The 22151-nt window shown below is 55.0% G+C and carries 19 protein-coding genes, 1 tRNA gene and 1 pseudogene; 14 read left to right on the top strand and 7 right to left on the bottom strand.

What is annotated here, in order from left to right; translation table 11 throughout:
* Positions 1-30: 30 nt before the first annotated feature.
* Positions 31-107: transfer RNA gene (locus WFK85_RS13445), tRNA-Arg, on the bottom strand.
* Between the two features lie 196 nt (positions 108-303).
* Here WFK85_RS13445 and folD point away from each other — a divergent pair.
* The 5 genes from folD (at position 304) to WFK85_RS13420 (ending at position 5445) form a co-directional block, all read left to right on the top strand.
* Positions 304-1170: a bifunctional methylenetetrahydrofolate dehydrogenase/methenyltetrahydrofolate cyclohydrolase FolD gene (gene folD / locus WFK85_RS13440; RefSeq protein ID WP_008455989.1), complete on the top strand. Its 867-nt coding sequence runs from the start codon at positions 304-306 to the stop codon at positions 1168-1170.
* Between the two features lie 2 nt (positions 1171-1172).
* Positions 1173-1385, top strand: coding sequence for a ribosome-associated protein YbcJ (gene ybcJ / locus WFK85_RS13435; RefSeq protein ID WP_008455991.1), 213 nt, complete (start codon positions 1173-1175; stop codon positions 1383-1385).
* Positions 1386-1683: 298 nt separating this feature from the next.
* On the top strand, positions 1684-3183 hold the full coding sequence (locus WFK85_RS13430; protein WP_008455993.1) for a PTS transporter subunit EIIC: 1500 nt from the start codon (positions 1684-1686) through the stop codon (positions 3181-3183).
* Positions 3184-3253: 70 nt separating this feature from the next.
* Positions 3254-4270: a Mal regulon transcriptional regulator MalI gene (malI, locus tag WFK85_RS13425; protein ID WP_008455994.1), complete on the top strand. Its 1017-nt coding sequence runs from the start codon at positions 3254-3256 to the stop codon at positions 4268-4270.
* Positions 4271-4452: 182 nt separating this feature from the next.
* Positions 4453-5445 carry a lysozyme inhibitor LprI family protein gene (locus tag WFK85_RS13420; RefSeq protein ID WP_336708390.1) on the top strand — a complete coding sequence of 331 codons (993 nt, stop codon included), beginning with the start codon at positions 4453-4455 and terminating at the stop codon, positions 5443-5445.
* Between the two features lie 91 nt (positions 5446-5536).
* Here the strand turns inward: WFK85_RS13420 and WFK85_RS13415 are convergent.
* Positions 5537-7246 (bottom strand): annotated as a pseudogene (locus WFK85_RS13415) (flagellar biosynthesis protein FlhA); the annotation flags it as partial.
* On the opposite strand from WFK85_RS13415, the gene WFK85_RS13410 reads away from it, so the two are divergent.
* Positions 7245-8048 (top strand): OmpA family protein, encoded by an 804-nt coding sequence (locus WFK85_RS13410; protein WP_336708392.1) that lies wholly within the window; start codon positions 7245-7247, stop codon positions 8046-8048. The pseudogene WFK85_RS13415 and the gene WFK85_RS13410 overlap by 2 nt on opposite strands.
* A gap of 17 nt (positions 8049-8065) precedes the next feature.
* Complete coding sequence (locus WFK85_RS13405; RefSeq protein WP_166994522.1) at positions 8066-8902, top strand: NlpC/P60 family protein; 837 nt, start codon at positions 8066-8068, stop codon at positions 8900-8902.
* A 99-nt stretch (positions 8903-9001) separates the two neighbouring features.
* Here WFK85_RS13405 and rnk read toward each other — a convergent pair whose 3' ends face one another.
* From rnk to dcuC, 5 genes are all read right to left on the bottom strand, one after another.
* Positions 9002-9412, bottom strand: a complete 411-nt coding sequence (rnk, locus tag WFK85_RS13400) for a nucleoside diphosphate kinase regulator (RefSeq protein WP_336708394.1) — start codon at positions 9410-9412, stop codon at positions 9002-9004.
* A 161-nt stretch (positions 9413-9573) separates the two neighbouring features.
* A complete protein-coding gene (locus WFK85_RS13395; RefSeq protein ID WP_008456007.1) occupies positions 9574-10950 on the bottom strand; it encodes a GntP family permease in 1377 nt (458 codons plus the stop codon).
* A 281-nt stretch (positions 10951-11231) separates the two neighbouring features.
* On the bottom strand, positions 11232-11390 hold the full coding sequence (locus tag WFK85_RS13390) for a hypothetical protein (protein ID WP_157141387.1): 159 nt from the start codon (positions 11388-11390) through the stop codon (positions 11232-11234).
* 91 nt (positions 11391-11481) lie between these two features.
* Positions 11482-12288: a ribonuclease I gene (rna, locus tag WFK85_RS13385; protein ID WP_008456009.1), complete on the bottom strand. Its 807-nt coding sequence runs from the start codon at positions 12286-12288 to the stop codon at positions 11482-11484.
* 87 nt (positions 12289-12375) lie between these two features.
* Positions 12376-13752, bottom strand: coding sequence for an anaerobic C4-dicarboxylate transporter DcuC (dcuC, locus tag WFK85_RS13380; protein WP_008456010.1), 1377 nt, complete (start codon positions 13750-13752; stop codon positions 12376-12378).
* Positions 13753-14159: 407 nt separating this feature from the next.
* Here dcuC and WFK85_RS13375 point away from each other — a divergent pair, with 407 nt between their 5' ends.
* From WFK85_RS13375 to cspE, 7 genes are all read left to right on the top strand, one after another.
* Positions 14160-14573, top strand: a complete 414-nt coding sequence (locus WFK85_RS13375) for a DUF2946 domain-containing protein (RefSeq protein ID WP_336708397.1) — start codon at positions 14160-14162, stop codon at positions 14571-14573.
* Positions 14574-14639: 66 nt separating this feature from the next.
* Positions 14640-15017 (top strand): copper-binding protein, encoded by a 378-nt coding sequence (locus WFK85_RS13370; RefSeq protein ID WP_166994523.1) that lies wholly within the window; start codon positions 14640-14642, stop codon positions 15015-15017.
* 11 nt (positions 15018-15028) lie between these two features.
* Positions 15029-16285 carry a TolC family protein gene (locus tag WFK85_RS13365; RefSeq protein WP_336708399.1) on the top strand — a complete coding sequence of 419 codons (1257 nt, stop codon included), beginning with the start codon at positions 15029-15031 and terminating at the stop codon, positions 16283-16285.
* Entirely contained in the window at positions 16282-17748 is a 1467-nt protein-coding gene (locus tag WFK85_RS13360; protein ID WP_336708402.1) for an efflux RND transporter periplasmic adaptor subunit, read from the top strand. The genes WFK85_RS13365 and WFK85_RS13360 overlap by 4 nt, the downstream gene beginning before the upstream one ends.
* Positions 17745-20864, top strand: a complete 3120-nt coding sequence (locus WFK85_RS13355; protein WP_008456020.1) for an efflux RND transporter permease subunit — start codon at positions 17745-17747, stop codon at positions 20862-20864. The genes WFK85_RS13360 and WFK85_RS13355 overlap by 4 nt, the downstream gene beginning before the upstream one ends.
* Before the next feature lie 197 nt (positions 20865-21061).
* Positions 21062-21631: a lipid IV(A) palmitoyltransferase PagP gene (gene pagP / locus WFK85_RS13350; protein ID WP_008456022.1), complete on the top strand. Its 570-nt coding sequence runs from the start codon at positions 21062-21064 to the stop codon at positions 21629-21631.
* A gap of 195 nt (positions 21632-21826) precedes the next feature.
* Entirely contained in the window at positions 21827-22036 is a 210-nt protein-coding gene (gene cspE, locus WFK85_RS13345; RefSeq protein ID WP_004100146.1) for a transcription antiterminator/RNA stability regulator CspE, read from the top strand.
* Positions 22037-22151: the final 115 nt, after the last annotated feature.

Raw genomic sequence — 22151 nt, 5'->3', positions numbered from 1 at the left:
GAATTCAGTAGAGGTGTGTTGACGTCAAAATGGTACGCCCTACAGGGTTCGAACCTGTGACCTACGGCTTAGAAGGCCGTTGCTCTATCCAGCTGAGCTAAGGGCGCACGGAGTAATGCAGAGAAACATTACGGCTTGATGCGGGGTGGATTATACGGTCAGCACCTCTTGAGTCAATGGCTTTTCAACCACCTGCGCGACAAATGAGCATAAACCTACATCAGTGCCTGACAGCGGGCCGCGCATCTGACAAAATAGCAGCAACCCCCTTCCTTTAAGTTTACAGATGGAATTCTCTCTCTGATGGCAGCAAAGATTATTGACGGTAAAACGATTGCGCAGCAGGTCCGGCTTGAAGTTGCTGAAAAAGTAAAAGCCCGAGTTGCCGCAGGAAAACGTGCCCCTGGTCTGGCCGTTGTATTGGTGGGAGCGAACCCTGCGTCCCAGATTTATGTCGCGAACAAACGCAAAGCCTGCGAAGAGGTTGGTTTTGTCTCCCGCTCTTATGATTTGCCGGAAACCACCAGCGAAGCGGAGCTGTTAGGGCTGATCGATGCGCTAAACGCGGACGCCGAGATTGACGGCATTCTGGTACAGCTGCCGCTGCCTGCCGGGATCGATAACGTCAAAGTGCTTGAGCGTATCGACCCGGACAAAGACGTGGATGGCTTCCATCCATACAACATTGGCCGCCTGTGCCAGCGTGCGCCGCGCCTGCGTCCGTGTACCCCGCGCGGTATCGTGACGCTGCTTGAGCGCTACAACATCGACACCTACGGCCTGAACGCGGTCATCATTGGCGCGTCCAACATCGTGGGTCGCCCGATGAGCATGGAACTGCTGCTGGCCGGTTGCACCACGACCGTAACGCACCGTTTCACTAAAAACCTCCGCCAGCACGTTGAGAACGCCGACCTGGTGATTGTCGCCGTGGGCAAACCTGGCTTTATTCCGGGTGAATGGATTAAAGAAGGCGCTATTGTGGTGGACGTCGGCATCAACCGTCTGGAAAGCGGGAAAGTGGTCGGGGACGTAATTTATGATGAAGCAGCCGCCAAAGCCTCGTATATTACGCCGGTTCCGGGTGGCGTAGGCCCAATGACGGTTGCCACCCTAATTCAGAATACCTTGCAGGCCTGCGAGGAATATCATGATGTTGATGGAGAGTAATAATGGCGACCTTCTCATTAGGTAAACACCCTCACGTTGAACTGTGCGACTTGCTCAAGCTGGAAGGCTGGTGTGAAAGCGGCGCGCAGGCAAAAGCGGTGATTGCCGAAGGCCTCGTGAAGGTGGACGGTGAAGTTGAAACCCGCAAGCGCTGCAAAATTGTGGCGGGGCAGACCGTCGTCTTTGAGAGCCTGAGCATTACCGTTCAGCCTTAATCGCGCGCGCCCTTTTCAGAACGAAAAGGGCTGGCATCAACTCTCCTTGCCGTTTGGGTGAAGGAGAGTTGCAGAGCCTTTCCCGCCTCAGAACCAAATTACCTTATCAATACCAGGCTTAAAAACCTGCGTCACTTCAAATATTCGATAACAATATGGCAACAGCGCAGAATTCAGTTGCGGGGCAAAAACCGTTTCGGCACTCTAGGTAGAACGTTCTACTAGAACGTTCTACCTACCATAAAAACGCGTGAACAGACAAAACGCGGTTACTGCGTCTGCACCGGGGGAAACGTCCATGAGTCTGTTGTCCAGTGTTGTTAAATCGTTATCAAAGCTTTCCATGATTGGCCGTGCGTTAATGCTGCCTATCTCTCTGCTGCCTGCCGCAGGTTTACTGCTGGCGTTCGGCGATAAGTTTCACTTACCGCTAATGATGAACGCGGGTGGGGTTATCTTCGATAACCTGCCAATGCTGTTTGCCATCGGTTCTGCCGTGGGTCTTGCTGCAGAATCGGGTATTGCCGCGCTGTCGGCGGCGGTGTCGGTGTTTATCATCAACATTACCATTGGCACCGTCATGCACATCACGCCGGAAATGGCCTCTGCGGGCGGGAAATATGCCATGGTGGTCGGCATCCCGACGCTGCAAATGGGCGTTTTTGGCGGGCTAATCTCCGGTATCCTGGCGGCGTGGTGCTACAACAAATTCCACACCATGCAATTGCCGGAATTCCTCGGCTTCTTCTCCGGAAAGCGTTTTGTCGCCATCGCGACGGCGTTTCTCTCCTTCCTGTTGGGGATGGTGCTGCCGTGGGTGTGGTCGTACATTCAGTCCGGCATTGATGCGCTGTCGGTGGTGGTTAACGGGGATAATCAGGCCGCATCAACCTTTATCTTCGGGCTGGTTGAGCGCGCATTAATCCCGCTGGGCCTGCACCACATCTGGTATCCGTCCTTCTGGTATTCCTTCGGGGAATACACCACCCATACAGGGCAGGTGATTCACGGCGACCAGACGATTTGGTTCAAAATGCTGGAAGAGGGCGTGAAGTCCTTCAGCAGCGACAGCTACCAGAATGCGGGTAAATTCATGCAGGGCGAGTTCCCGCTGATGCTGTTCGCGCTGCCTGCGGCCTGTCTGGCGATGTACCATGAAGCCAACACCAAGAATAAGAAAATTGCCTCCGGTATTCTGTTCTCCGCGGCGCTGACCTGCTTCCTCACCGGGATCACCGAGCCCGTTGAGTTCACCTTCATCTTCGTGGCTCCGATTCTGTATGTGTTCAACGCGGTGATGGCCGGCCTGTCTTATATGTGCATGTACCTGCTACATGCCCATATCGCCAAATCGTTCTCCGCCGGGATGATCGACTACATCTCCTTCGGGATCCTGCCGTCGTTCAACGGCTACCAGACTAACTTCCTGATGGCGGTGGTCGTGGGCGTGCCGATGGCGCTGATTTACTACTTCACTTTCCGCTTCGTGATTCGCCGTTTCGACGTGAAAACGCCGGGCCGTACCGAAGTCACCGCTAACGCGGGAGACAAAACCGACACCGAACTGGCGGGCGATATCATCGGCCTGCTGGGCGGGGCACCAAACATCAACTCTGTGGGCTCCTGCATTACCCGCCTGCGCCTTGAAGTGGACGACAGTTCGATGGTCGACAAGGACGGCCTGAACAGCCTGGGCGCTCGCGGCGTGGTATTCGTCGGCGATTCGGGTATCCAGGTCATATTTGGTGCCAGAGCGCAATTTATTGCACAGACAATGTCGACGATGATCGGTAAATAATGTAATACCTTTCGGCCTCCTGTATGTTTCAGGGGGCTGAAATTTATGGATGTGCGGTTACAGGGGTGGAATGAAAAAGGTCAACATCATTGATGTCGCTGAGCTTGCGGGCGTATCGGTTTCGACAGTTTCGCTGGTGCTTCGCCAGAAGGGCAAGATCTCTGAGGCGACCATTGATAAGGTCAATGCCGCTATCAAGGAACTCGGCTATGTGCATAACGTTGCCGCCGCCAACCTTCGTTCCAGCACCTCTAACCTGATTGGCCTGATTATTCGTGACTTTAACAACTCTTTCTCCGTCAACGTCACCGCGAGCGTTGTTCAGCAGCTCGAAAAACAAGGCTACATGGTGTTTCTTGGCCAGCCGCGCGACGGAGAGCAACAGCTGCGCAACTGCCTGACCTCGTTTAGCCAGCAGGGCGTAGCCGGGGTCATTTATCTGGCCGCCGACTGCCACTCCGCTGAGGTTCCCCAGGCCATTACCGACTGCCCGCTGCCCACGGTGGTTATCTCTGAATCAACCATTACCAGCACCCGTGATGTGATTGGGCGGGATAATCGTCAGGCCGGTAACCAGGCCACGCGTTTTCTCATTGAGCGCGGCCACCGCAATATTGCCTGGCTGGGAGGCACAAAAAGCTGTCTCATCCGCGCCGAGCGGCTGTCTGGCTACCGAAGCGCCTTGCAGCAGTACGGCTTGCCGTTCAGAGAAGAGTGGGCGCCGGAATGTGCAGACGACACATCGGCTTCGGCTTTTGCCACGCGCCTGATGCTGGAAAAGAGCAACCAAATTACCGCCATGCTGTGTCATTCTCCGGCGGCGATCATCGGCGCCATCACCGGTATTCAGCAAGTGGGTCGTACCGTTGGGAAAGACGTTTTCTTAACGCAGCAGGTCTCGCTGATTGGTTTTGAGGATATGATGTACATTAATCTGACCTCGCCGAGCTTTACCTATGTTTCTGCCTCCAGTGAAGAGACCGGGCGACAAGCCGCCGCATTAATTGTCAGCAAAATTAAACAGCCGGAACTTCCTGCCCAGAGAATTATCATTTCTGGTGAACTGGTGCCGCGCGAATCTGCATAACGGGAAGTATATTATCCGTCCGTTATTATTATGCTATTAATCTCTTCCACCCACATTAATGGCATATTATTAACGCATTATTTTCATTTTTATTTCAATTAATCATGAAATCAGCCTGAGATTGCAAACCGCATATATTCTGGTCAGAATAGTCGCTTTTCTTTCAGAATTTTCTCTTAAATATGCTCAAGCGAATTCTTCCCTCTCTATTATTAATGCTGGGTTTTTATACCGGAAACGCGCTGGCGGTTGATTGCCAGCGAGCGGCCAGGCCGCTGGAAAACACCATCTGCAATAACGACACCCTGCACTGGCTGGACAGCACGATGGGCGCCATTTATCGCTCTATGCTGGTGAAGGGTAATGGCGCGCAGGTGCATAAAGACTATCTTGAGTGGGAAAAATCGCTTGAAAACTGTACCACCGACGGCTGTATTGAACGAGCCTACTATGAAGGCATCAGCCGAATTTCCGGGGTGAAAGAGGGCTTTGACTGGCAGGGTACATGGTGGAACATCACGGAAGCTAATCGAAGCGGGGGCAAATTAACCTTTAGCCGTAATGCAGAATGGTCATTAACCCTTGATATCAGAGCCTGGGCTGGCATAAACCATGACGACTTCACAGCAGAGGCCCAGAAAATATACGGCATGGTGATAGTGGAGAAAGTACAAAGCACCAGTAACTGTAAACTGCTGCTTATCCCGAGGCAGAATGGCTCAATCCAGGTGCACAGTAATGGCAAATGGGGCTGTAAATTGTCGATGCCGGTGGGGGTATTTGTTGACGGACGCTATGTGAAAAGCGCCAAGGACCCACGTCCGAAAGCCACGTTGCTGTCCATTGGTATATTCCCGGATGTTGAAACCGACAATCGCTTCAGAGAGATGGTGGGCAATGACTACCAGAATTTTGTGGATGCCGCAAATGTCTATATCTATCAGGATGATATAGATAATATTGGCGCGAAGGTGATTGCCATGTGGGTACGGGGTGAAGCCAATCGCCATACGGCAATTATCATGTACACCCCGGAAGGTAAAATGTGGGCGGCGCGAACGTCGCCGGGTAAAAAAGGGGGGCAGGAAGCCAAGTTTTACCGCTCGAAGAGCAATGAGGCAGACCCGCTGCCGCGCACTATACGGGGCTGGAAGCTGCGGTTTTTAGATAAGTAGCTTTGCTCAAGCCGCCACTTCTTTCAAACTTAACGTCGCTTCAGGTCGTTACCCTCACCCTGGAAGGGAGAGGGGCGGGGTGAGGGGGAAATCACGCCAATGTCCCGACAATCTTCAAATCACTGTCGTCCGGCACCTCGTTATAAGACAACACATGCAGCCCGGTGCTAAACAGGCGGCCATAGCGCGCCAGAATCGGGCGAAGCTGTGGGGTAACCAGCAGCAAAGGCGGCAGGCTTTTCGCCCTCATCTGCTCGTAAATCATCGGCATGGTATTTTGCAGCTGCGACAGAATATTGGGGTCAACCGGGAAGCTGTCCAGTGCCACTTTCCCGGCCTGTTGGGCCTGATTCAGAGCGTTCAGCAGCAGGTTTTCCAGCTCGTTATCCATGGTGTAGGCGGCAAGCTGACCGCGATCGCCGTTGATGTTATGCAAAATAGCGCGCCGCAGGGCGTAACGTACATCGGCACACAGCAGCTGCGGATCTTTGGTCACCGCGGCGCTTTCCAGCAGCGTGGCGGCAATGGTGACAATGTCTTTCAGCGACACCTGTTCCAGCAGAAGCTGCCGGTACACTTTCAGCAACTGGCTGAAATTCAGCGCAGCATTTAAGTCTTCCGCAAGCTTGGGAGCCTGCAGCGCCAGGCGCGCATGGAGATGCGTGATATCGTCATAATTAAACAGATCGGGCAAATGCTGGCGCGCCACTTTGTTGACGTGCGTGGCCACCACGCTGGCGCAATCCACCACCTGATAGCCAAGATTTAACGCCCGCGCTTTTTGGTCGGGATCAATCCAGACGATAGCCATGCCGTAAGCCGGATCGGTATCCAGCACGCCGTCAATCTCGCCGTACAGTTCGCTGCCGGGGATCGCCATCAGTTTTTCCGAGTTCACTTCCCCCAGCGCCACTCGAATACCATTGATGTGGATGGAGTACTGGGCGGGTTTGAGGCGGAAGTTCTCACGGATGCGGATCTCTGGCAACAGCACGCCGCAGGTCTCAGAGATAACCTGTCGCGCCCCGCGAATACGCTGCGAAAGCGGGCTGCCTTTGGCTGTATCCACCAGCGAAACCAGCTTGTAGCCAAGGTTCAGACCAATCGGCTCGACCAGCGGAATGCTGTCCCAACTGACGGTAGGTTCCGTGTCGGGGCTGAGCGCCTCCTGAATCGCCAGAATGTCATCATCCTGCTGCTGCGCAGGCTGTACCACTTTGCTCTGCCGCCAGGCGGCAAACAGCAGCAGAGCGGTAAAGCTCAGGAAGGCGATATGCGGCATACCCGGCACGATGGCCAGAATAAACATCACGAACGCAGCGGTATAAAGTACGTTCGGGCGGGCGAGCAATTGCGTTTTAATTTCGTGGCTAACGTCGGCATCGTCGCTTACTCGGGTCACGATAATAGCGGCCGCAGTCGCCAGCAGCAGGGATGGGATCTGCGCGACCAGGCCATCACCAATCGTCAGCAACACGTACTGCTGGAAGGCGTGGCTGGCATAAAGATCGTATTTAAAAATACCAATACAAATCCCGCCGATCACGTTGATGATAAGCACCATGATCCCGGCAATGGCGTCGCCGCGCACGAACTTTGAGGCCCCGTCCATCGCGCCGTAGAAATCGGCTTCGTTGGCAACGTCTTTACGCCGGGTTTTGGCCTGTTGCTGATTGATTAATCCGGCATTCAGGTCGGCATCGATCGCCATCTGTTTGCCGGGCAGGGCGTCAAGGGTAAAACGGGCGGACACTTCAGAAATACGTTCTGCGCCTTTGGTGACCACCACGAAGTTAATTATGGGGGCGGTCACCGAAGAAGAGCGGAAAGAGATTGTCTCTTTGCTTAACAGCGACTCGCTGTTTGACGGCATGTCCGGGATGCCGATTACCCAGCTAAACGGCTCCGGAGGCAGCGTTACTGTTCTGGCCGGGAAGCCAAAGCCGGATGATGCCAGCCAGGCTATTCAGCAGGATGTTGCTGCGCTACAGGCATTGACCAATGCGGCAAGCCATGGGGAAAGTCTGGAAGACGTGAACCGCCGCTCAGAGCAGGAAATTGAAGATTTGGCCCGGGTGATCATGAAGATCACTTCAGCCTATGAGGCGCAGTCTAATCTGCAAATCGAGATCGTGCCGCAGGGGCTGCGTATTCTGGTGCAGGATGATCAAAAACGAGAAATGTTCCAGCGCAGCAGCGCCATTCTGACTCCCTTTTTTAACCGCCTGCTGACGGAGTTTGCTACGGCGCTGAACGCCATTGACAACAAAATTATTATTACCGGACACACCGATGCGACGCGTTTTCGTGACCAGGAGCTTTACAACAACTGGAACCTTTCCGGCGAGCGTGCCATGCAGGCGCGCAAAGCGCTGGCGAAGGGCGGGCTGGATACCGGAAAAGTGCTGCAGGTTAGCGGGATGGCTGACCAGATGTTGCTCGATCCTGACCATCCGCTCAGTTCGGCCAATCGCCGTATTGAGATCATGGTGTTGACCCATTCCGCTAGCGCTTCGCTGTATCAATTCTTTGGTCAGCATGGCGAAAAAGTGCTTAAGCCGCTGGCCGAGCGCGTGGCGCAGCAGCCCTCCGCGGCACGCTAAGTTTTCAGGTATTTGTGTTGCTTATGTCTATTTCCACCTCAATTGTCTCCACTTTTTCGCCTGCGTCCGAACTCTCCCGGCGTAGGGCGGGATTTTTTTTTCTGCTGCTATTCGTCCTGTTTTCGTCCCAGGCCTGGGCTTCACCCGCGAAAAAGTCTAAAGCAAGCGTGAAGCGCACACAGATCGCGCAGCCGCAGAGTAAAGAAGCCCGTGAACGGATGAAAAATCGTGCAAGGCTGCTTACCCGTGCCAAAAATCGCCTTGCAGTTGTCCCGCCTACGCCCGAACAGAAAAAGCGTCAGGCTGCTGAAAAACTGGTCGCTCGTGCCCTGAACCGTGAGCAGCTCGCCATGCACACTCGCTGGCGTCCTGGGCTGATGGGGGGCTCAGAAGGTCTGTGGCCGTTGGCGACCGAAGCGCTTATGGCTGAGATGGTAAGCCCGCGTGTGGAAGCCACTCTCCACAAAGTGATAGCGCGGCTCAAGCAACAGTTGGGCAAACCCTATGTCTGGGGTGGACAGACGCCCGAGCAGGGCTTCGACTGCAGCGGGCTAATCTATTACGCCTATAACAAGCTGCTTAGCCAAAAGCTGCCGCGTACCGCCAACGGTATGTTTCAGGATCGGCGATTAAAGCGAATAAGTCAGCGCCAGCTTCAGCGTGGCGATCTGGTGTTTTTCAGTATCAAAAGCCAGGATCGCGCCGATCACGTCGGGGTTTATTTGGGAGAAGGGCAGTTTATCGAGGCGCCCAGAACCGGGCTGAATATCCGCATCAGCCAACTGGCAGACAATTACTGGCAGGATCATTACCTGGGGGCGAAGCGTATTTTGACCGAGGAGGCGGTTCTGTGAGGTCAGACCCCTCACCCCGGCCCTCTCCCGGAGGGAGAGGGTTAGGGTGAGGGTAAGAAGCCGTCTCTCCCGAAAGAGAGGCCGCCGCCGCGAATTGAATTAGCGGTGAAATTCACCGGCAGATTCAGGCTGGTAGTGCAAAGCGAGCACTTCAAGGTGAGTCTGACTGCCGTTTGGCAACGTCCAGTTGATACTATCGCCAACCCGCAGGCCGAGCAGCGCGGCACCGACTGGAGCCATAACAGAAAGCTGGTTATCGCTGTCGGTCAGGTTCGCCGGGTAAACCAGCGTGCGTACGTGGACTTCCTGAGTGCTTAAATCGCGAAACTCTACGCGGCTGTTCATGGACACCACATCCGACGGCATCTTCTCCGGGCTGCACATCTCCGCGCGATCCAGTTCGGCGTTGAGCGCCTCTGCCACCGGGGCTTTGGCGTACTGCGGCTGTTCCAGCAGGTGGTCAAGGCGTTCGGCGTCTAGTTCGTTAATGATGATGGCAGGTCTGGACATAGTTCTCTCCGTGTAAAAAAGCAGGGCACTCATGTGCTGAAATCGTACAAAGAAAAACCCCCACCGAAACCGGCGAGGGTTGTTCACGTAGGAACGATGATACTGAGCTTAGCCCGGAGTTGAAAGCGAGATCAGTCACATTTTGACTTCCCCCGATTCCCTTACAGAATCACGCTCCCCAGCGCCGCCAGCAGGAAGGCGATGGTGCCGATCAGCGTTTCCATCACGGTCCAGGTTTTCAGCGTCGTTTTCTCATCCATTTCCAGGAAACGCCCCACCAGCCAGAAGCCGGAGTCATTCACGTGAGACAGGACGGTAGCGCCCCCGGCAATCGCGATAACGATAAAGCACAGGTCAAACTGGCTCAGGCCCGTGGTGGCTTCGACCATCGGTGAGACCAGCGCGGCGGTAGTGGTCAGGGCAACGGTGGCTGACCCTTGAGCAACGCGAAGCGCAGTCGAGATAACAAAGGCGGCAACGATAACCGGCATGCCGGTGTCTGAGAGGACGCCAGCCAGCGCGTCACCAATGCCGCTTGCGCGTAGCACGCCGCCGAACATACCGCCCGCTCCGGTCACCAGGATAATGCCGCAAATCGGGCCGAGTGCGCCGTCACATACCTTTTCAAGATGCTGGCGGCTATGTTTGCCGCTGAAGACCATCAGGGCAAAAAAGACGGTAATCAGCAGCGCAATAGGCGTTTTGCCCAGCATGCGCAAGAAGTTCACCAGCGTATTGTCGGCGCTGACCCAGCCGAGCACAGTGGCGGTGTTGAGGCCGGTATCGAGGAAGATCAGCACCAGCGGCATCAGTAAAATTGTCATGACCATGCCGAATGACGGCGGCTGGTGATTCTGATCCACTTCGACTTTACCGAGGAAAGAACTCGGCAGAGGAATATCGAATTTCTTCCCGGCATACAGCCCGAAGAGATAGGCCCCGAGATACCAGGTCGGGATGGCGATAATCAGCCCTACCACAACCAGCAAACCGATGTTCGCCCCCAGCAGTTCGCTGGCGGCCACCGGGCCTGGATGCGGCGGCAGAAGCGCGTGCATCACCGCAAAAGCACCGGCCGCCGGGAGCGCATATTTCAGCGTTGAGCCGCCGAATTGCTTGGCGACGCTGAAGATGATCGGCAGCATCACCACCAGACCCGCGTCAAAGAAGATCGGGAAGCCAAAAAGCAGTGACGCGACGCCAAGGGCAAAAGGTGCCCGGTGAGCGCCAAAGGTCCCAACCAGGGTGTCCGCCAGCACCTTTGCGCCGCCGGAAATTTCCAACAGGCGGCCAATCATGGCGCCGAGTCCAACTAATAAAGCGACGCCTGCCAGGGTGCTGCCAAAGCCACCCAGGATCGTGGGTACAATTTTGTCGAACGGCACGCCTGTGACGAGTGCCACAATGACGCTGACCAGGGTCAGCGCCAGGAAGGCATGTACGCGAAAGCGCATGATCAATACGAGCAGGAGCACGACGGAACAGGCGGCAATACCCAGCAGGCTTCCTGCGCCTAAACTTGTTGTTATTTCGGTCATTTTATTTCCCCAGTGGCAAATTCTCAGATGAATGCACCAAAAGCGTGTTATTGGGTGATGCTGATACCGGTAACATGATATCGGTAACATCCGGTTGCCTGTAAATGAACTCTGTAATGTTTGTTAACATTCTGGGACGAAGTTCAAACAATCAAAATAATCAGTGCGAAAGGTGAGCGGGGGAATTGTTTGGCTGGGAAAAGTCTGACACGCGCCTGACTTACACCATCAGGGAGCGAAATACTGCGGGGGCCACCGTGTAGCACGGGGCCCGGCGGCTTTTAACGAGCAGGGTGTTCCGCTATCGGCAACAAGAGCTCTTTGAGAATTTCATAGCGCTGCTGCGGCGAGAGCCAGATAAACCCCAGCAGTTTTTGCTGGCTGCCTTCACGCTCGAACTGCGCCCTTAGCTGCAGTAAGTACCGTTTTGTTCTGTTCATGGTCACCTCCAGGTTCGTTACCTGAAGGCTATAACCAAAAAACCGGAACAAATAGTGATGCGATTAATTTTTGACTTCAGTATTTATTCTGTCAGTAGCCAACTGCGTCCAGGCGGAAGCTCTTCCCGCAGTTGCCGGGGTGTTTTTGCGGGGCAAAGGAGGCAGTTTGCAGCGGTTGGTTAATCTTGTCTGCCAGCAGGGAGATCTGCATTTCCGTGAGGTAGGCGGGATTACCGTCACAGGTTAGCTTGATGGCATTCACCGCATCGCTGCCCCAGGTTTGCTTCACGGCTTGGTTAAACGCCTTACGCGTCACCACCTGGCCGTAGTGCTGAGCCAGGAACTGGCCAAAAGCGCTGTGTTTCACTTCTCCATTCAGGCGCACCATCGTGCCGAAGTAATCGTCGGGGTTAAAGCCAAAGCAAACGCCGTGCTTGGCGTATTCGTAGCGCTCCAGGCAGGATTGGCCCCCGGCGCCGGGCATCACGCCGGCCAGCTTTGAGGCCATTTCAACGGAAAGCCCGGTATCCGGCGCGGCGCATTTGTTTGAAGCCCTGGCTTCGGCCATATTCGGCACCGGGCGAGTGGCGCAGCCGTAGCGCATCCAGCGTTTTTCATCGACGCCGCGTGACGCGACAGATTTTGGCAGACCGGGCCAGAGGCCGTGAACGGTCAGGAAGGCACTTTTATCCGCCTGTTCCTGCTGGGCTTTACACTCCGCGGGTTCGTTGCGATTGCGGTCGTGCATGCTCTGACAGAAGCCGGTTTGCCAGGAGAGCGCCAGCACGTAGCGATCAAAATCCCCGTACTGGCTGGGCTGCAGGGCGTCGGCAAACGCAAGTGGACTAAGTAAAAGCGGCGTGCAAAGCAGTAAATGTCGCGGTGTGAAATTCATCATTATTCTCTTATCTGTCCTGGAGGCGGGCTTATTATAGGCATAAAAAAAGCGCCTGATGCAGGCGCTTGAAACAATGATGGCTGCGGGTTAGTGAACGATCGCTGCAGCAGGAACCAGAATCTCCGTGGCGATAATCACCACAATAAGACCGACGGCGACCGGCACAGAGGTACGCTTCACCACCTCGAAAGGTGAGATTTTTGCCATCCCGGCAACGGCCACTACCACGCCGGAAACTGGAGAAATGGTGCGGCCCAGGTTGGAAGCCTGCAGCATCGGAATGGTCAGGTATGCCGGGTTAATCCCGGAAGAGTGAGCCAGTTTCGGGATCATTTCGACGAAGGCATAGAACGGTGCGTTACCGGAGCCGGTGGTCATGGCCGCCAGCATGGTCAGCACCACCAGCACCAGCATCAGAATAATGCTTGCGGAACCAAACGAGGTGGCAATAGAGATCAGGCTTTGAATAAAGCCGATGGTGCTTAAGCCCTGGGCAAAAACGCCGGCGGCAACCAGCAGCATCACCACGTTGGCAAAGGCGTCCGCCATGCCGCGATAGCAAACTTCCATCCCGGAGAAGACGTGCTGCGTATTGAAGCTGCGGAAAAACTCAATCAGCGCGGCAATCAGAATACATATCACCAGGATAGTAATGATATGCAGCTGCGGGCCCCATTTGCCGTCGAAAATGAGTACCCCGACAATCGGCGTAAACGGCAGGATGGCGTAGAAAGCGGGCGCGGAAGTCTGAATTTCACTCACGTCCAGCATTTCGTGGTTGATGTGCTCTTTCTTGTCGAGATAGCGCTGCCAGAAGAAATGCGCGATGGCCATGCTGATGATGGCAGCGATGGAGATAGGAATGGTCGTTTTAAAGGCAAAGTCGACCAGCGACATTTCAGAAGCCTGAGCGGCCAGCACCACGTCTCCGGACGTTGGAGCCAGAATAATCGCCGCCGGGGAAGCGCAAATGGCTGCGGCAGCTCCGCGGCTGATACCAACATTGACCATGACCGGGAACAGCGTAGCCATTAACAGCACCCCAAGCCCGGTTGCGGAAGAGACCGCCAGCGACATCAGGCAGGCGACGAAGTAGGCGGCAATCATCAGTAAGTAAGGCGAGTTGATGAATTTCAGCGGCTTAGAGGCCAGTTTGACCACCACATCGTTGGCGCCGATATGGGTCATGTAGGCGGCAAACCCGCAGAGCATCATGATCATCATGCCAAGATCGCCGCCGCGGCTCATCAGCAGGATTTTGACGTATTCAAAGATGTCCGTGGCGGTGTAGCCGGTGCTTTCCGCGCTGGCGGGCAACACTTTATGCCCCATCAACGCGCTGACGATAAGTAACAATAACCCGCCGACGAACAGCACGCCGGTGGCGGAATAGCCTTTGATGATGTAGCGGGCAACGCCCACAATCACCACGACCCCGATAATAAGTTCCAGAATGGTAAGCATGATATCCCCTGATACGCTAAGGCGCTCTTCGGCGTCCTTACGCTTGCGGCTGTAAGTGGTTTTCTCTCAGAAATTAAAATAGTGATTTTTTACAGGCGACTGTAAAGGGCTAAGAATTTGCCTCAGAACCCGTTTGGAGTTTCTGATAAGCATCAACTTTCGTTGCAACGGATCAACTTTAGGCAAAGCTTTTGTTGGCTGCATTACATTTATCGACGTGGTCGATAAAAAATAAGGCATAAAAATTGTGCGAGTTTTGGCGGTATAACCGGCGATCGGTTATGTAAAAACAATGATTGTTTTGCCTGATTGTTAACGAATGGCTTTTTCGTAAACCAGTTAAAAAAAACTTTAAAACGCGACAGGCTGCCGCCTATACTGCCGATCTCTTTTATGTCGGGGTTTTTATGCTGCACACCTCCCTCTGGTCGACAAGCCGCTGGCGCTTTATCAGGAAGCATCTTTTGATGCTGCTGTTGGCGTTGGGCTGGTTTTTTGTCAACAGTCAGGTGGCGATAGCGTCCTACGATTGCCCGGTTGATATGACCGCTGGCCCCATGGCAGCCCCGCATGCCGACACCATGCAGATGCCTGACAAGGCGATGCAGGCGAAACTCAGTAACCCGCTGTGTGAAAAACACTGCGTGCCTGACGTAATGCAAAAAGACAACGGGCACAGCTCGCTGGTGGCGTTACCGGTTGCAGATACCCTTGCGCTGGTTGAGCCTCAGTGTTCAACGGTCGTTGAATCCGCCCCTTATGTTACCCCTCCCGCAACAGGACCTCCGGCAACCATTCGTTTTTGCCGCTTTAGAGAATAACTCCAGCACCGTCAATGTTTTGGGGCTTTGCCCATTCCCTTTTTGACTGTGTTTTGGAGATAAATCATGTTTAACGCTATTCGTTCTGCTGCGGCCGGTGCGCTGCTTGTTGTTGCCGCTTTCCCTGCTTTTTCCGCTGAAACTTCCCACGATATGTCCTCTATGAAGGGGATGTCTGACATGCCTGGCATGACGATGTCTTCTGATGCGACTTCGGCGATCAAGGTCTACAAAACCGAAGGCGTGGTGAAGACCATCACCGCCGATAGCGTGTCTATTGCCCATCATCCCGTCGCCGAGCTTGGCTGGCCAGCCATGACGATGACGTTCACTTTGCCGAAAGACGGTTCGCTGCCGGCGTTTAAGGTGGGGGAGAAGATTGCCTTCTCTTTCACCCAGCATGCGGCCGGGTATCAGCTGGCTTCCGCAACCCCGCTTAACTAACCGAGGTTGCTATGAAACAACACACCCTGAGCCTCTGGCTTGGTGGAGTGCTGTTGGCTACGTCTGTCTCCGCCGCTCAGGCGGCGGAGCTCAGCCTGCAACAGACTCTGCTGGCCGCCGAGCACTATTCTGCGGCGCTGTCCGCCAACCGTAATCAGAGCGATGCGCTGAACGCCATGGCTGACTCTGCCCGGCAATTGCCCGATCCAAAGCTGAAGTTTGGTATCGAAAACGTGCCGGTGGGGGGAAGTAATAACCATCGCTTTAGCCGTGACGGCATGACCATGCAGCGTATCGGCATCATGCAGGACTACGTCAGCGAAGATAAACGCGACCGTAAAGCGGACACTATTCTGGCGCAGTCGGCCAGTAGCCAGGCCAAAGCGGAGGTGATTCGCGCCAATCTTCAGCGCGATACCGCGCAGGCGTGGCTGGATCTTGCTTTATCTGAGCGAGTGCTGACGGCTGCCCGTAAGCTGGTGAGCGAAACCGAGCGGCAGATTGGCGTCCAGAAAGCCACCGTGGCCAGCGGCAGCTCGCCCGCTTCCGGCGTGGTAGATATCCGTATGACGCTGCTCTCCATGCAGGACAAAGTCACGCTTGCCGAGCGGGATGTCACCCTGGCGCAGACCCGGCTTCTGCAGCTGACCGGGCAGACGGTCGATAGCGTGGTGGGGACATTGCCCCGCTACCAGCGGTTACCGGCCGATCCGGCAGTGCTTGAAGAAGGCGTGATGCAGCATCCGGAGGTGATTGAAGCCGCCCGTGAAGCCGACGTTGCTCGTGCGAAATCAGCCCAGTCCGCCGTAGCCGCTAAACCTGATGTTGGGATTGAGGTGTATTACGGACGCCGCGCTGAAGGTTATGACGATATGGCGGGCGTGATGTTCACCGTCGATCTGCCTCTGTTTAAGCCTCAGCGGCAGGATAAAGATTACTCCGCCGACGTTTCCCGTGCGATGGAAGCGAACGATCAACTGGCACTGGCTCGTCGGGAGCGTGTTGCGCTGGTTCACTCGCTGGTGGCTAATTACCAGGCTGCGCAAAACGTCTGGCAGCGGCAGCAGGATCAGGCTTTACCGCTTCAGCGCCAACGCCTGTCTCTGCTGGCGTCGCAGTACCGCGCCGGACAATCCTCTCTGACTGAGCTGCTGGCCGCTCGCCGGGATCTTCTGGACACCGAGCTGACCGCCAGCAGTGCGGAAAAAGCCGTGGCCACCAACTGGGCGGCGATCCGCTACCTTACGCCTCAGGATGTTAACCAATGAAAAAATCACTCACTTTTTCCCTGTTGGCAGGGGCGGTTGTTGCCGCGCTGGCCGCGGGATATTACGCAGGGAAGCAGCCAACCTTTCACCAACATGCCGAAGCTCAGCCCCAGCAGGAAAGCGGCCGCAAAGTGCTGTATTGGTACGATCCTATGGTGCCCGGTCAGCGGTTCGACAAGCCGGGGAAATCGCCGTTTATGGATATGGCGCTGGTCCCGCGCTATGCCGATGAAGTGGCCAACGATGGCGGCGTGACGGTCAGCAACCGCCAGCAGCAAAACCTGGGCATTAAGACTGCCGCCGTTGAGCGCAAGGCTCTGAGCGTGCCGTTCGCCGCTTTTGCCACCGTAACGCTGGACGAACGCAGCGTACAAATCATCCCGGCCAGCGCTAACGGTATTGTGGAAACGCTGTATGTCAAAGCCCCTCAGCAGTACGTGAAAGCCGGGGAACCGTTGGTGCAGCTGTGGTTCCCGGAATGGACCGCCGCACAGCAGGAGTTTCTGGCGGTGCGCAAGCTGGGAGACAGCGCTTTAACCGCGGCGGCCAGAGAGCGGCTGCAGCTGCAGTTTATGCCCACGGAAGTGATTCGCCAGGTTGAGCGCAGCGGCAAGCCGCAAACCCGCGTTACCGTTCGCGCAAAGCTTGCCGGGTATGTAAATAAACTGGAGGCGCGGGAAGGGCAACAGGTGACCGCGAATGCCCCGCTGTTCGAAGTGGCAAGCCTTGATTCCGTCTGGATTGTGGTGGATTACCCGCAGTCTCAGGCTCAGGCATTGCAGCCGGGAAGCGAGATTGTGGCGACCGCCGACAGCTGGCCTGGAGAGGTATTCCACGGGCGAGTAAGCGAACTGCTGCCGAACCTCGAAACCACCACCCGCACGCTGAAGGCGCGCATTGTGCTGGATAATCCGCAAATGAAGCTCAAGCCCGGCATGTACCTCAGTGTGCATCTGGCAAATCAGCAGCCCCGCGCCGCGGTTCTGGCCGTGCCGGAGGAGTCGCTGATTGAAACCGGAAGCCAAAGCCGGGTGCTGGTTGCCGAAGACGGCGGCCATTTCCGCCCGGTGAACGTGGTGCCGGGCATCAGCGACAAGGGCTGGGTGGAGATTCGTTCCGGGCTGAATGAGGGCGAGAAAGTGGTCACTTCCGGCCAGTTCCTTATCGACTCAGAGGCGAGCCTGCGCAGCGCGTTGCCTGAAACAGACGCTCAGCCAAAAGCGCCGCCTACAGCAAAGACCTACGACGGCGAAGGCGTGGTCAAAGCGGTGAGCGCGGACGCTATTACTATTGCCCATCATCCTATCCCCGCGCTGAACTGGGGCGCTATGGTGATGCCTTTCGCGCTGACATCGCCGACCAGCCTGAAACCGGGTGATGCAGTCATGTTCAGCTTTACAATGGACGATGAAAAAGGGGTCGTTATTACTCACCTGATGCCGATGGCGGGGGCGCACAAATGATTGCCGCCGTTATTCGCTGGTCGCTTAAAAATCGTCTGCTGGTGGTGCTGGCCGCCATCATTATGGCGGCGTGGGGGCTTTGGTCGCTGCAGAGAGCGCCGCTGGATGCGCTGCCGGATCTCTCCGACGTGCAGGTGATTGTGCGGGTCAGCTACCCGGGCAAAGCGCCACAAATCGTGGAGGATCAGGTCACCTATCCGCTGACCACCACCATGCTGTCCGTTCCGGGAGCCAAAACGGTGCGTGGCTTCTCCATGTTTGGCGATTCTTATGTCTACATTCTGTTCGATGATGGGACCGATCCTTACTGGGCCCGTTCCAGGGTACTTGAATACCTGAGCCAGGTGCAGTCTCAGCTGCCGCCGGAGGCTAAAGCCTCGCTGGGGCCAGATGCTACCGGGGTTGGCTGGGTATACGAATATGCGTTGGTGGACAGAACCGGCAAGCACAGCCTGGCGGATCTGCGAGCTCTTCAGGACTGGACGCTGAAGTTTGAGTTGAAAACCGTGCCCAACGTCTCTGAGGTGGCAAGCGTCGGCGGCATGGTGCGTCAGTACCAGATTGTGCTCGATCCGGAGCGCATGAAGGCGCTGAATATTACCCATGAGCAGATCATTAACGCGGTGAAAAGCGCCAACCAGGAAGGCGGTGGTTCGGTGATCGAGATGGGCGAAGCCGAGTATATGGTGCGGACCTCTGGCTATCTCAAAAATCTGGATGACTTCAAGCAGGTGGTTATCACCAGCCGGGACGGCGTGCCGGTGCTGCTTTCCGATGTCGCTTCCGTGAGGCTTGGGCCTGAAATTCGTCGGGGCGTGGCGGAGTTTAACGGTGAAGGCGAAGTCGCGGGTGGCATTATCGTGATGCGCTACGGCAAAAACGCCCTTGAAACGATTAACGCGGTAAAAGCAAAGCTGGCTCAGCTGCAGAAGAGTTTGCCCGCCGGCGTTGAAATTGTGCCGGTGTACGACCGCTCGCACCTGATTGAAAGCGCGATTGAAACGCTCTCCCACAAGCTGCTGGAAGAGTTTATCGTGGTCGCCATTATTTGTTCGCTGTTCCTGTTCCACTTCCGCTCTGCGCTGGTGGCGATTATTACTTTGCCGCTGGGGATTTTAGGGGCGTTTATCGTCATGCATTACCAGGGCGTGAACGCCAATATCATGTCGCTGGGCGGGATAGCAATTGCCATTGGCGCGATGGTCGACGCGGCGATAGTGATGATTGAAAACATGCACAAAGTGCTTGAGCAGTGGCGGCACGATCATCCGGGAGAGCAGCCGCGCAGCGAAGATTACTGGCAAATTTCCCAGCAGGCGGCGGTAGAAGTGGGGCCGGCATTATTTTGCAGCCTGCTGATTATTACCCTGTCGTTTATCCCGGTGTTCTCTCTTGAAGCGCAGGAGGGAAGGATGTTTTCGCCGCTGGCCTTCACCAAGACTTATTCTATGGCGGTGGCCGCGGGGCTGGGAATTACGCTGGTGCCGGTGCTGATGGGCTGGTTTATTCGCGGCAAGATCCCCGATGAAAAGGCCAACCCGATTAACCGCTGGCTGATTGCGGCCTACGAGCCTGTACTGGAAAAGGTGCTCGACAGGCCGAAAACCACGCTTGCGGTAGCCGGTGTGTTGCTGGTCGCCACGCTTTGGCCGCTGAGCAAACTGGGCAGCGAATTTATGCCGCCGCTGGATGAGGGGGATTTACTGTATATGCCTTCCACGTTGCCAGGTATTTCGGCGCGTGAGGCAGGACGATTGCTGCAGCAGACCGATCGCCTGATCAAAACGGTGCCGGAAGTTGAAACCGTTTTTGGCAAAGCGGGACGCGCTGAAACGGCCACCGACCCTGCGCCGCTAACAATGATTGAAACCACCATTCGCTTTAAGCCACGCGACCAGTGGCGGCCGGGAATGACGATGGACAAGCTGGTGAATGAGCTGGACAGCGTGGTGAAGGTGCCGGGCATTGCCAACGTGTGGGTGCCGCCTATTCGTAACCGACTGGACATGCTGGCCACCGGGATTAAAAGTCCGGTTGGGATAAAGGTGAACGGCAATAATATTGCCGCCATTGAGTCGGTCGCCGAGCAGATTGAACATGTGGTCAAGCAGGTGCCGGGTGTGACGTCCGCGCTGGCTGAGCGCCTGGGCGGCGGGCGCTATGTGGACATTGACATCGACAGGCGTAAAGCGGCGCGCTATGGCGTTTCGGTTAAAGAACTGCAGTCGCTGGTTGCCACGGTTATCGGGGGGGAAAACATGGGTGAAACTATCGAAGGGCGTGAGCGTTTCCCAATAAATGTGCGCTACCCGCGTGAACTGCGCGATAACCTGCAGAAACTGCGTGATTTACCGGTTATTACCTCCAACGGCAGCCAGGTAGCGCTTTCTGAGCTGGCAAATATTGCGATTACAGAAGGGCCGCCGATGCTGAAAAGCGAAAATGCGCGTCTTTCAAACTGGATCTATGTCGATCTGCGTGGCCGTGATTTGAAGTCAGCCGTGGAGGATATGCAGCGTGCGGTGGCCGAGCAGGTGAAATTGCCTGAAGGCGTTTCTCTTTCATGGTCAGGGCAGTTTGAATACCTGGAACGTGCGACGGCGAAATTAAAAGTTGTTCTGCCTTTTACCTTGTTAATCATATTTGTACTGTTATATGTCACCTTCTCGCGAGTGAAGGATGCGCTATTAATTATGGGGACTTTACCGTTCTCGCTAATTGGCGGCGTGTGGCTGCTTTACCTGTTGGGATATAACCTGTCGGTGGCCGGAGCCGTAGGCTTTATTGCCCTGGCGGGAGTTGCCGCTGAATTTGGCGTGATCATGGTACTTTATTTAAACCAGGCACTGACTAAGCATCAAAAAGCCGATGAGGTACAGGATGACGGTATGCTGCGGCGCGCCATTCACGAGGGGGCTGTCCTGCGCGTCAGGCCAAAGGTGATGACGGTGGCCACTATTATGGCAGGTTTACTGCCGATTATGTGGGGCAACGGGACCGGATCGGAAGTGATGCGACGTATTGCCGCCCCGATGATTGGGGGGATGGTGACGGCGCCATTGCTGTCGATGCTGGTTATCCCTGCGGTATATATGCTGATTAAAAAACGGAAATAAGTGTTGTTCGCCGGAGCGGATATAGTTATGCGCTCCGGCTTGCAATTTTGTTCAACGTTGTCTGACATCTGTTTGGGAATTCAGCGTATTGACAACTGGCAGTGGACAATTTTCTTTACAAGTCATGTGCTGATTTAGCCTTCATTGAGATATAATTCAGTAAGGTACCTGTCGAATTTTAATATGGTAATAAAGACGTGACTTACGCAAATAAACTGTTCTCAATTTTGATTTTTGTTTGCACGCTTGGGTTGAGCGCTTCTGCTGCTGCGGAAGGCGGCTTTTTCAGCAATGCATGGGAAACTTTCTCGGGCCAGGTGTCTAAAACCTGGAGTGAGCCAGAACACTACGATCTTTACGTGCCGGCGATTACCTGGCACGCCCGCTTTGCCTATGACAAAGAAAAAACGGATCGCTACAACGAGCGGCCGTGGGGTGCAGGTTTTGGCCAGTCCCGCTGGGATGAAAATGGTAACTGGAACGGCATCTATTTGATGGCGTTCAAGGACTCCTTCAATAAGTGGGAGCCAATCGGCGGCTATGGTTGGGAGAAAACCTGGCGCCCGCTGAGCGATGATAATTTCCATTTAGGGTTGGGGTACACCGTCGGGGTTACTGCTCGCGACAACTGGAAATACATCCCAATTCCGGTAGTGCTGCCGCTGGCGTCTATTGGCTACGGCCCGGCAACCTTCCAGATGACCTACATTCCAGGCACCTATAACAACGGTAACGTCTACTTCGCGTGGATGCGTTTCCAGTTCTGATTTTGTCGGCCTGAAGCCGGTGAAAATTGAGGGTTTTTATACCCCTTAAAAAACAAGGTGTAATGCGCAAGCTAGTAAAAAGTTAGCGACTTTTATCACTTTTTAGCAATTCTGGACTGGACAAAAGCCACCACAATTGTTGTACTGATGCCCGACACAGCATTTGTGTCGTTTTTTCATGTAAAGGTAATTTTGATGTCTAAGATTAAAGGTAACGTTAAGTGGTTTAATGAATCCAAAGGCTTCGGCTTCATTACTCCGGAAGATGGCAGCAAAGACGTGTTCGTACACTTCTCTGCAATCCAGAGCAATGGTTTCAAAACCCTGGCTGAAGGCCAGCGCGTTGAGTTTGAAATCACTAACGGTGCCAAAGGCCCTTCTGCTGCAAACGTAATGCCTATCTAAGTCATTACCAGTAGAATATAAAAACCCGCCAAGGCGGGTTTTTTTTTGCCTGTGATTTTAGGCAAACAGATAGGTTTTCAAAAACAGCCCAACGATAACGACGCTTATCAGCACG

Origin of the sequence: Cedecea sp. VD22 (assembly GCF_037150195.1) — a bacterium.
Classification (GTDB): Bacteria; Pseudomonadota; Gammaproteobacteria; order Enterobacterales; family Enterobacteriaceae; genus Cedecea.
This window is presented reverse-complemented; position numbering and strand designations above follow the sequence as displayed.

Excerpts from the sequence above, each read along its gene's own strand:
- dcuC (WP_008456010.1), bottom strand. The coding sequence starts at position 13,752 with ATGCTTACCATTCTGGAACTTATTATCGGGGTCGTGGTGATTGTGGGC.
- malI (WP_008455994.1), top strand. The coding sequence starts at position 3,254 with ATGAAAAAGGTCAACATCATTGATGTCGCTGAGCTTGCGGGCGTATCG.
- WFK85_RS13430 (WP_008455993.1), top strand. The coding sequence starts at position 1,684 with ATGAGTCTGTTGTCCAGTGTTGTTAAATCGTTATCAAAGCTTTCCATG.
- WFK85_RS13375 (WP_336708397.1), top strand. The coding sequence starts at position 14,160 with ATGCTGCACACCTCCCTCTGGTCGACAAGCCGCTGGCGCTTTATCAGG.
- ybcJ (WP_008455991.1), top strand. The coding sequence starts at position 1,173 with ATGGCGACCTTCTCATTAGGTAAACACCCTCACGTTGAACTGTGCGAC.
- folD (WP_008455989.1), top strand. The coding sequence starts at position 304 with ATGGCAGCAAAGATTATTGACGGTAAAACGATTGCGCAGCAGGTCCGG.
- WFK85_RS13395 (WP_008456007.1), bottom strand. The coding sequence starts at position 10,950 with ATGACCGAAATAACAACAAGTTTAGGCGCAGGAAGCCTGCTGGGTATT.
- WFK85_RS13370 (WP_166994523.1), top strand. The coding sequence starts at position 14,640 with ATGTTTAACGCTATTCGTTCTGCTGCGGCCGGTGCGCTGCTTGTTGTT.
- WFK85_RS13360 (WP_336708402.1), top strand. The coding sequence starts at position 16,282 with ATGAAAAAATCACTCACTTTTTCCCTGTTGGCAGGGGCGGTTGTTGCC.
- WFK85_RS13420 (WP_336708390.1), top strand. The coding sequence starts at position 4,453 with ATGCTCAAGCGAATTCTTCCCTCTCTATTATTAATGCTGGGTTTTTAT.
- rnk (WP_336708394.1), bottom strand. The coding sequence starts at position 9,412 with ATGTCCAGACCTGCCATCATCATTAACGAACTAGACGCCGAACGCCTT.
- WFK85_RS13365 (WP_336708399.1), top strand. The coding sequence starts at position 15,029 with ATGAAACAACACACCCTGAGCCTCTGGCTTGGTGGAGTGCTGTTGGCT.
- WFK85_RS13390 (WP_157141387.1), bottom strand. The coding sequence starts at position 11,390 with ATGAACAGAACAAAACGGTACTTACTGCAGCTAAGGGCGCAGTTCGAG.
- cspE (WP_004100146.1), top strand. The coding sequence starts at position 21,827 with ATGTCTAAGATTAAAGGTAACGTTAAGTGGTTTAATGAATCCAAAGGC.
- WFK85_RS13355 (WP_008456020.1), top strand. The coding sequence starts at position 17,745 with ATGATTGCCGCCGTTATTCGCTGGTCGCTTAAAAATCGTCTGCTGGTG.
- rna (WP_008456009.1), bottom strand. The coding sequence starts at position 12,288 with ATGATGAATTTCACACCGCGACATTTACTGCTTTGCACGCCGCTTTTA.
- WFK85_RS13410 (WP_336708392.1), top strand. The coding sequence starts at position 7,245 with ATGGGGGCGGTCACCGAAGAAGAGCGGAAAGAGATTGTCTCTTTGCTT.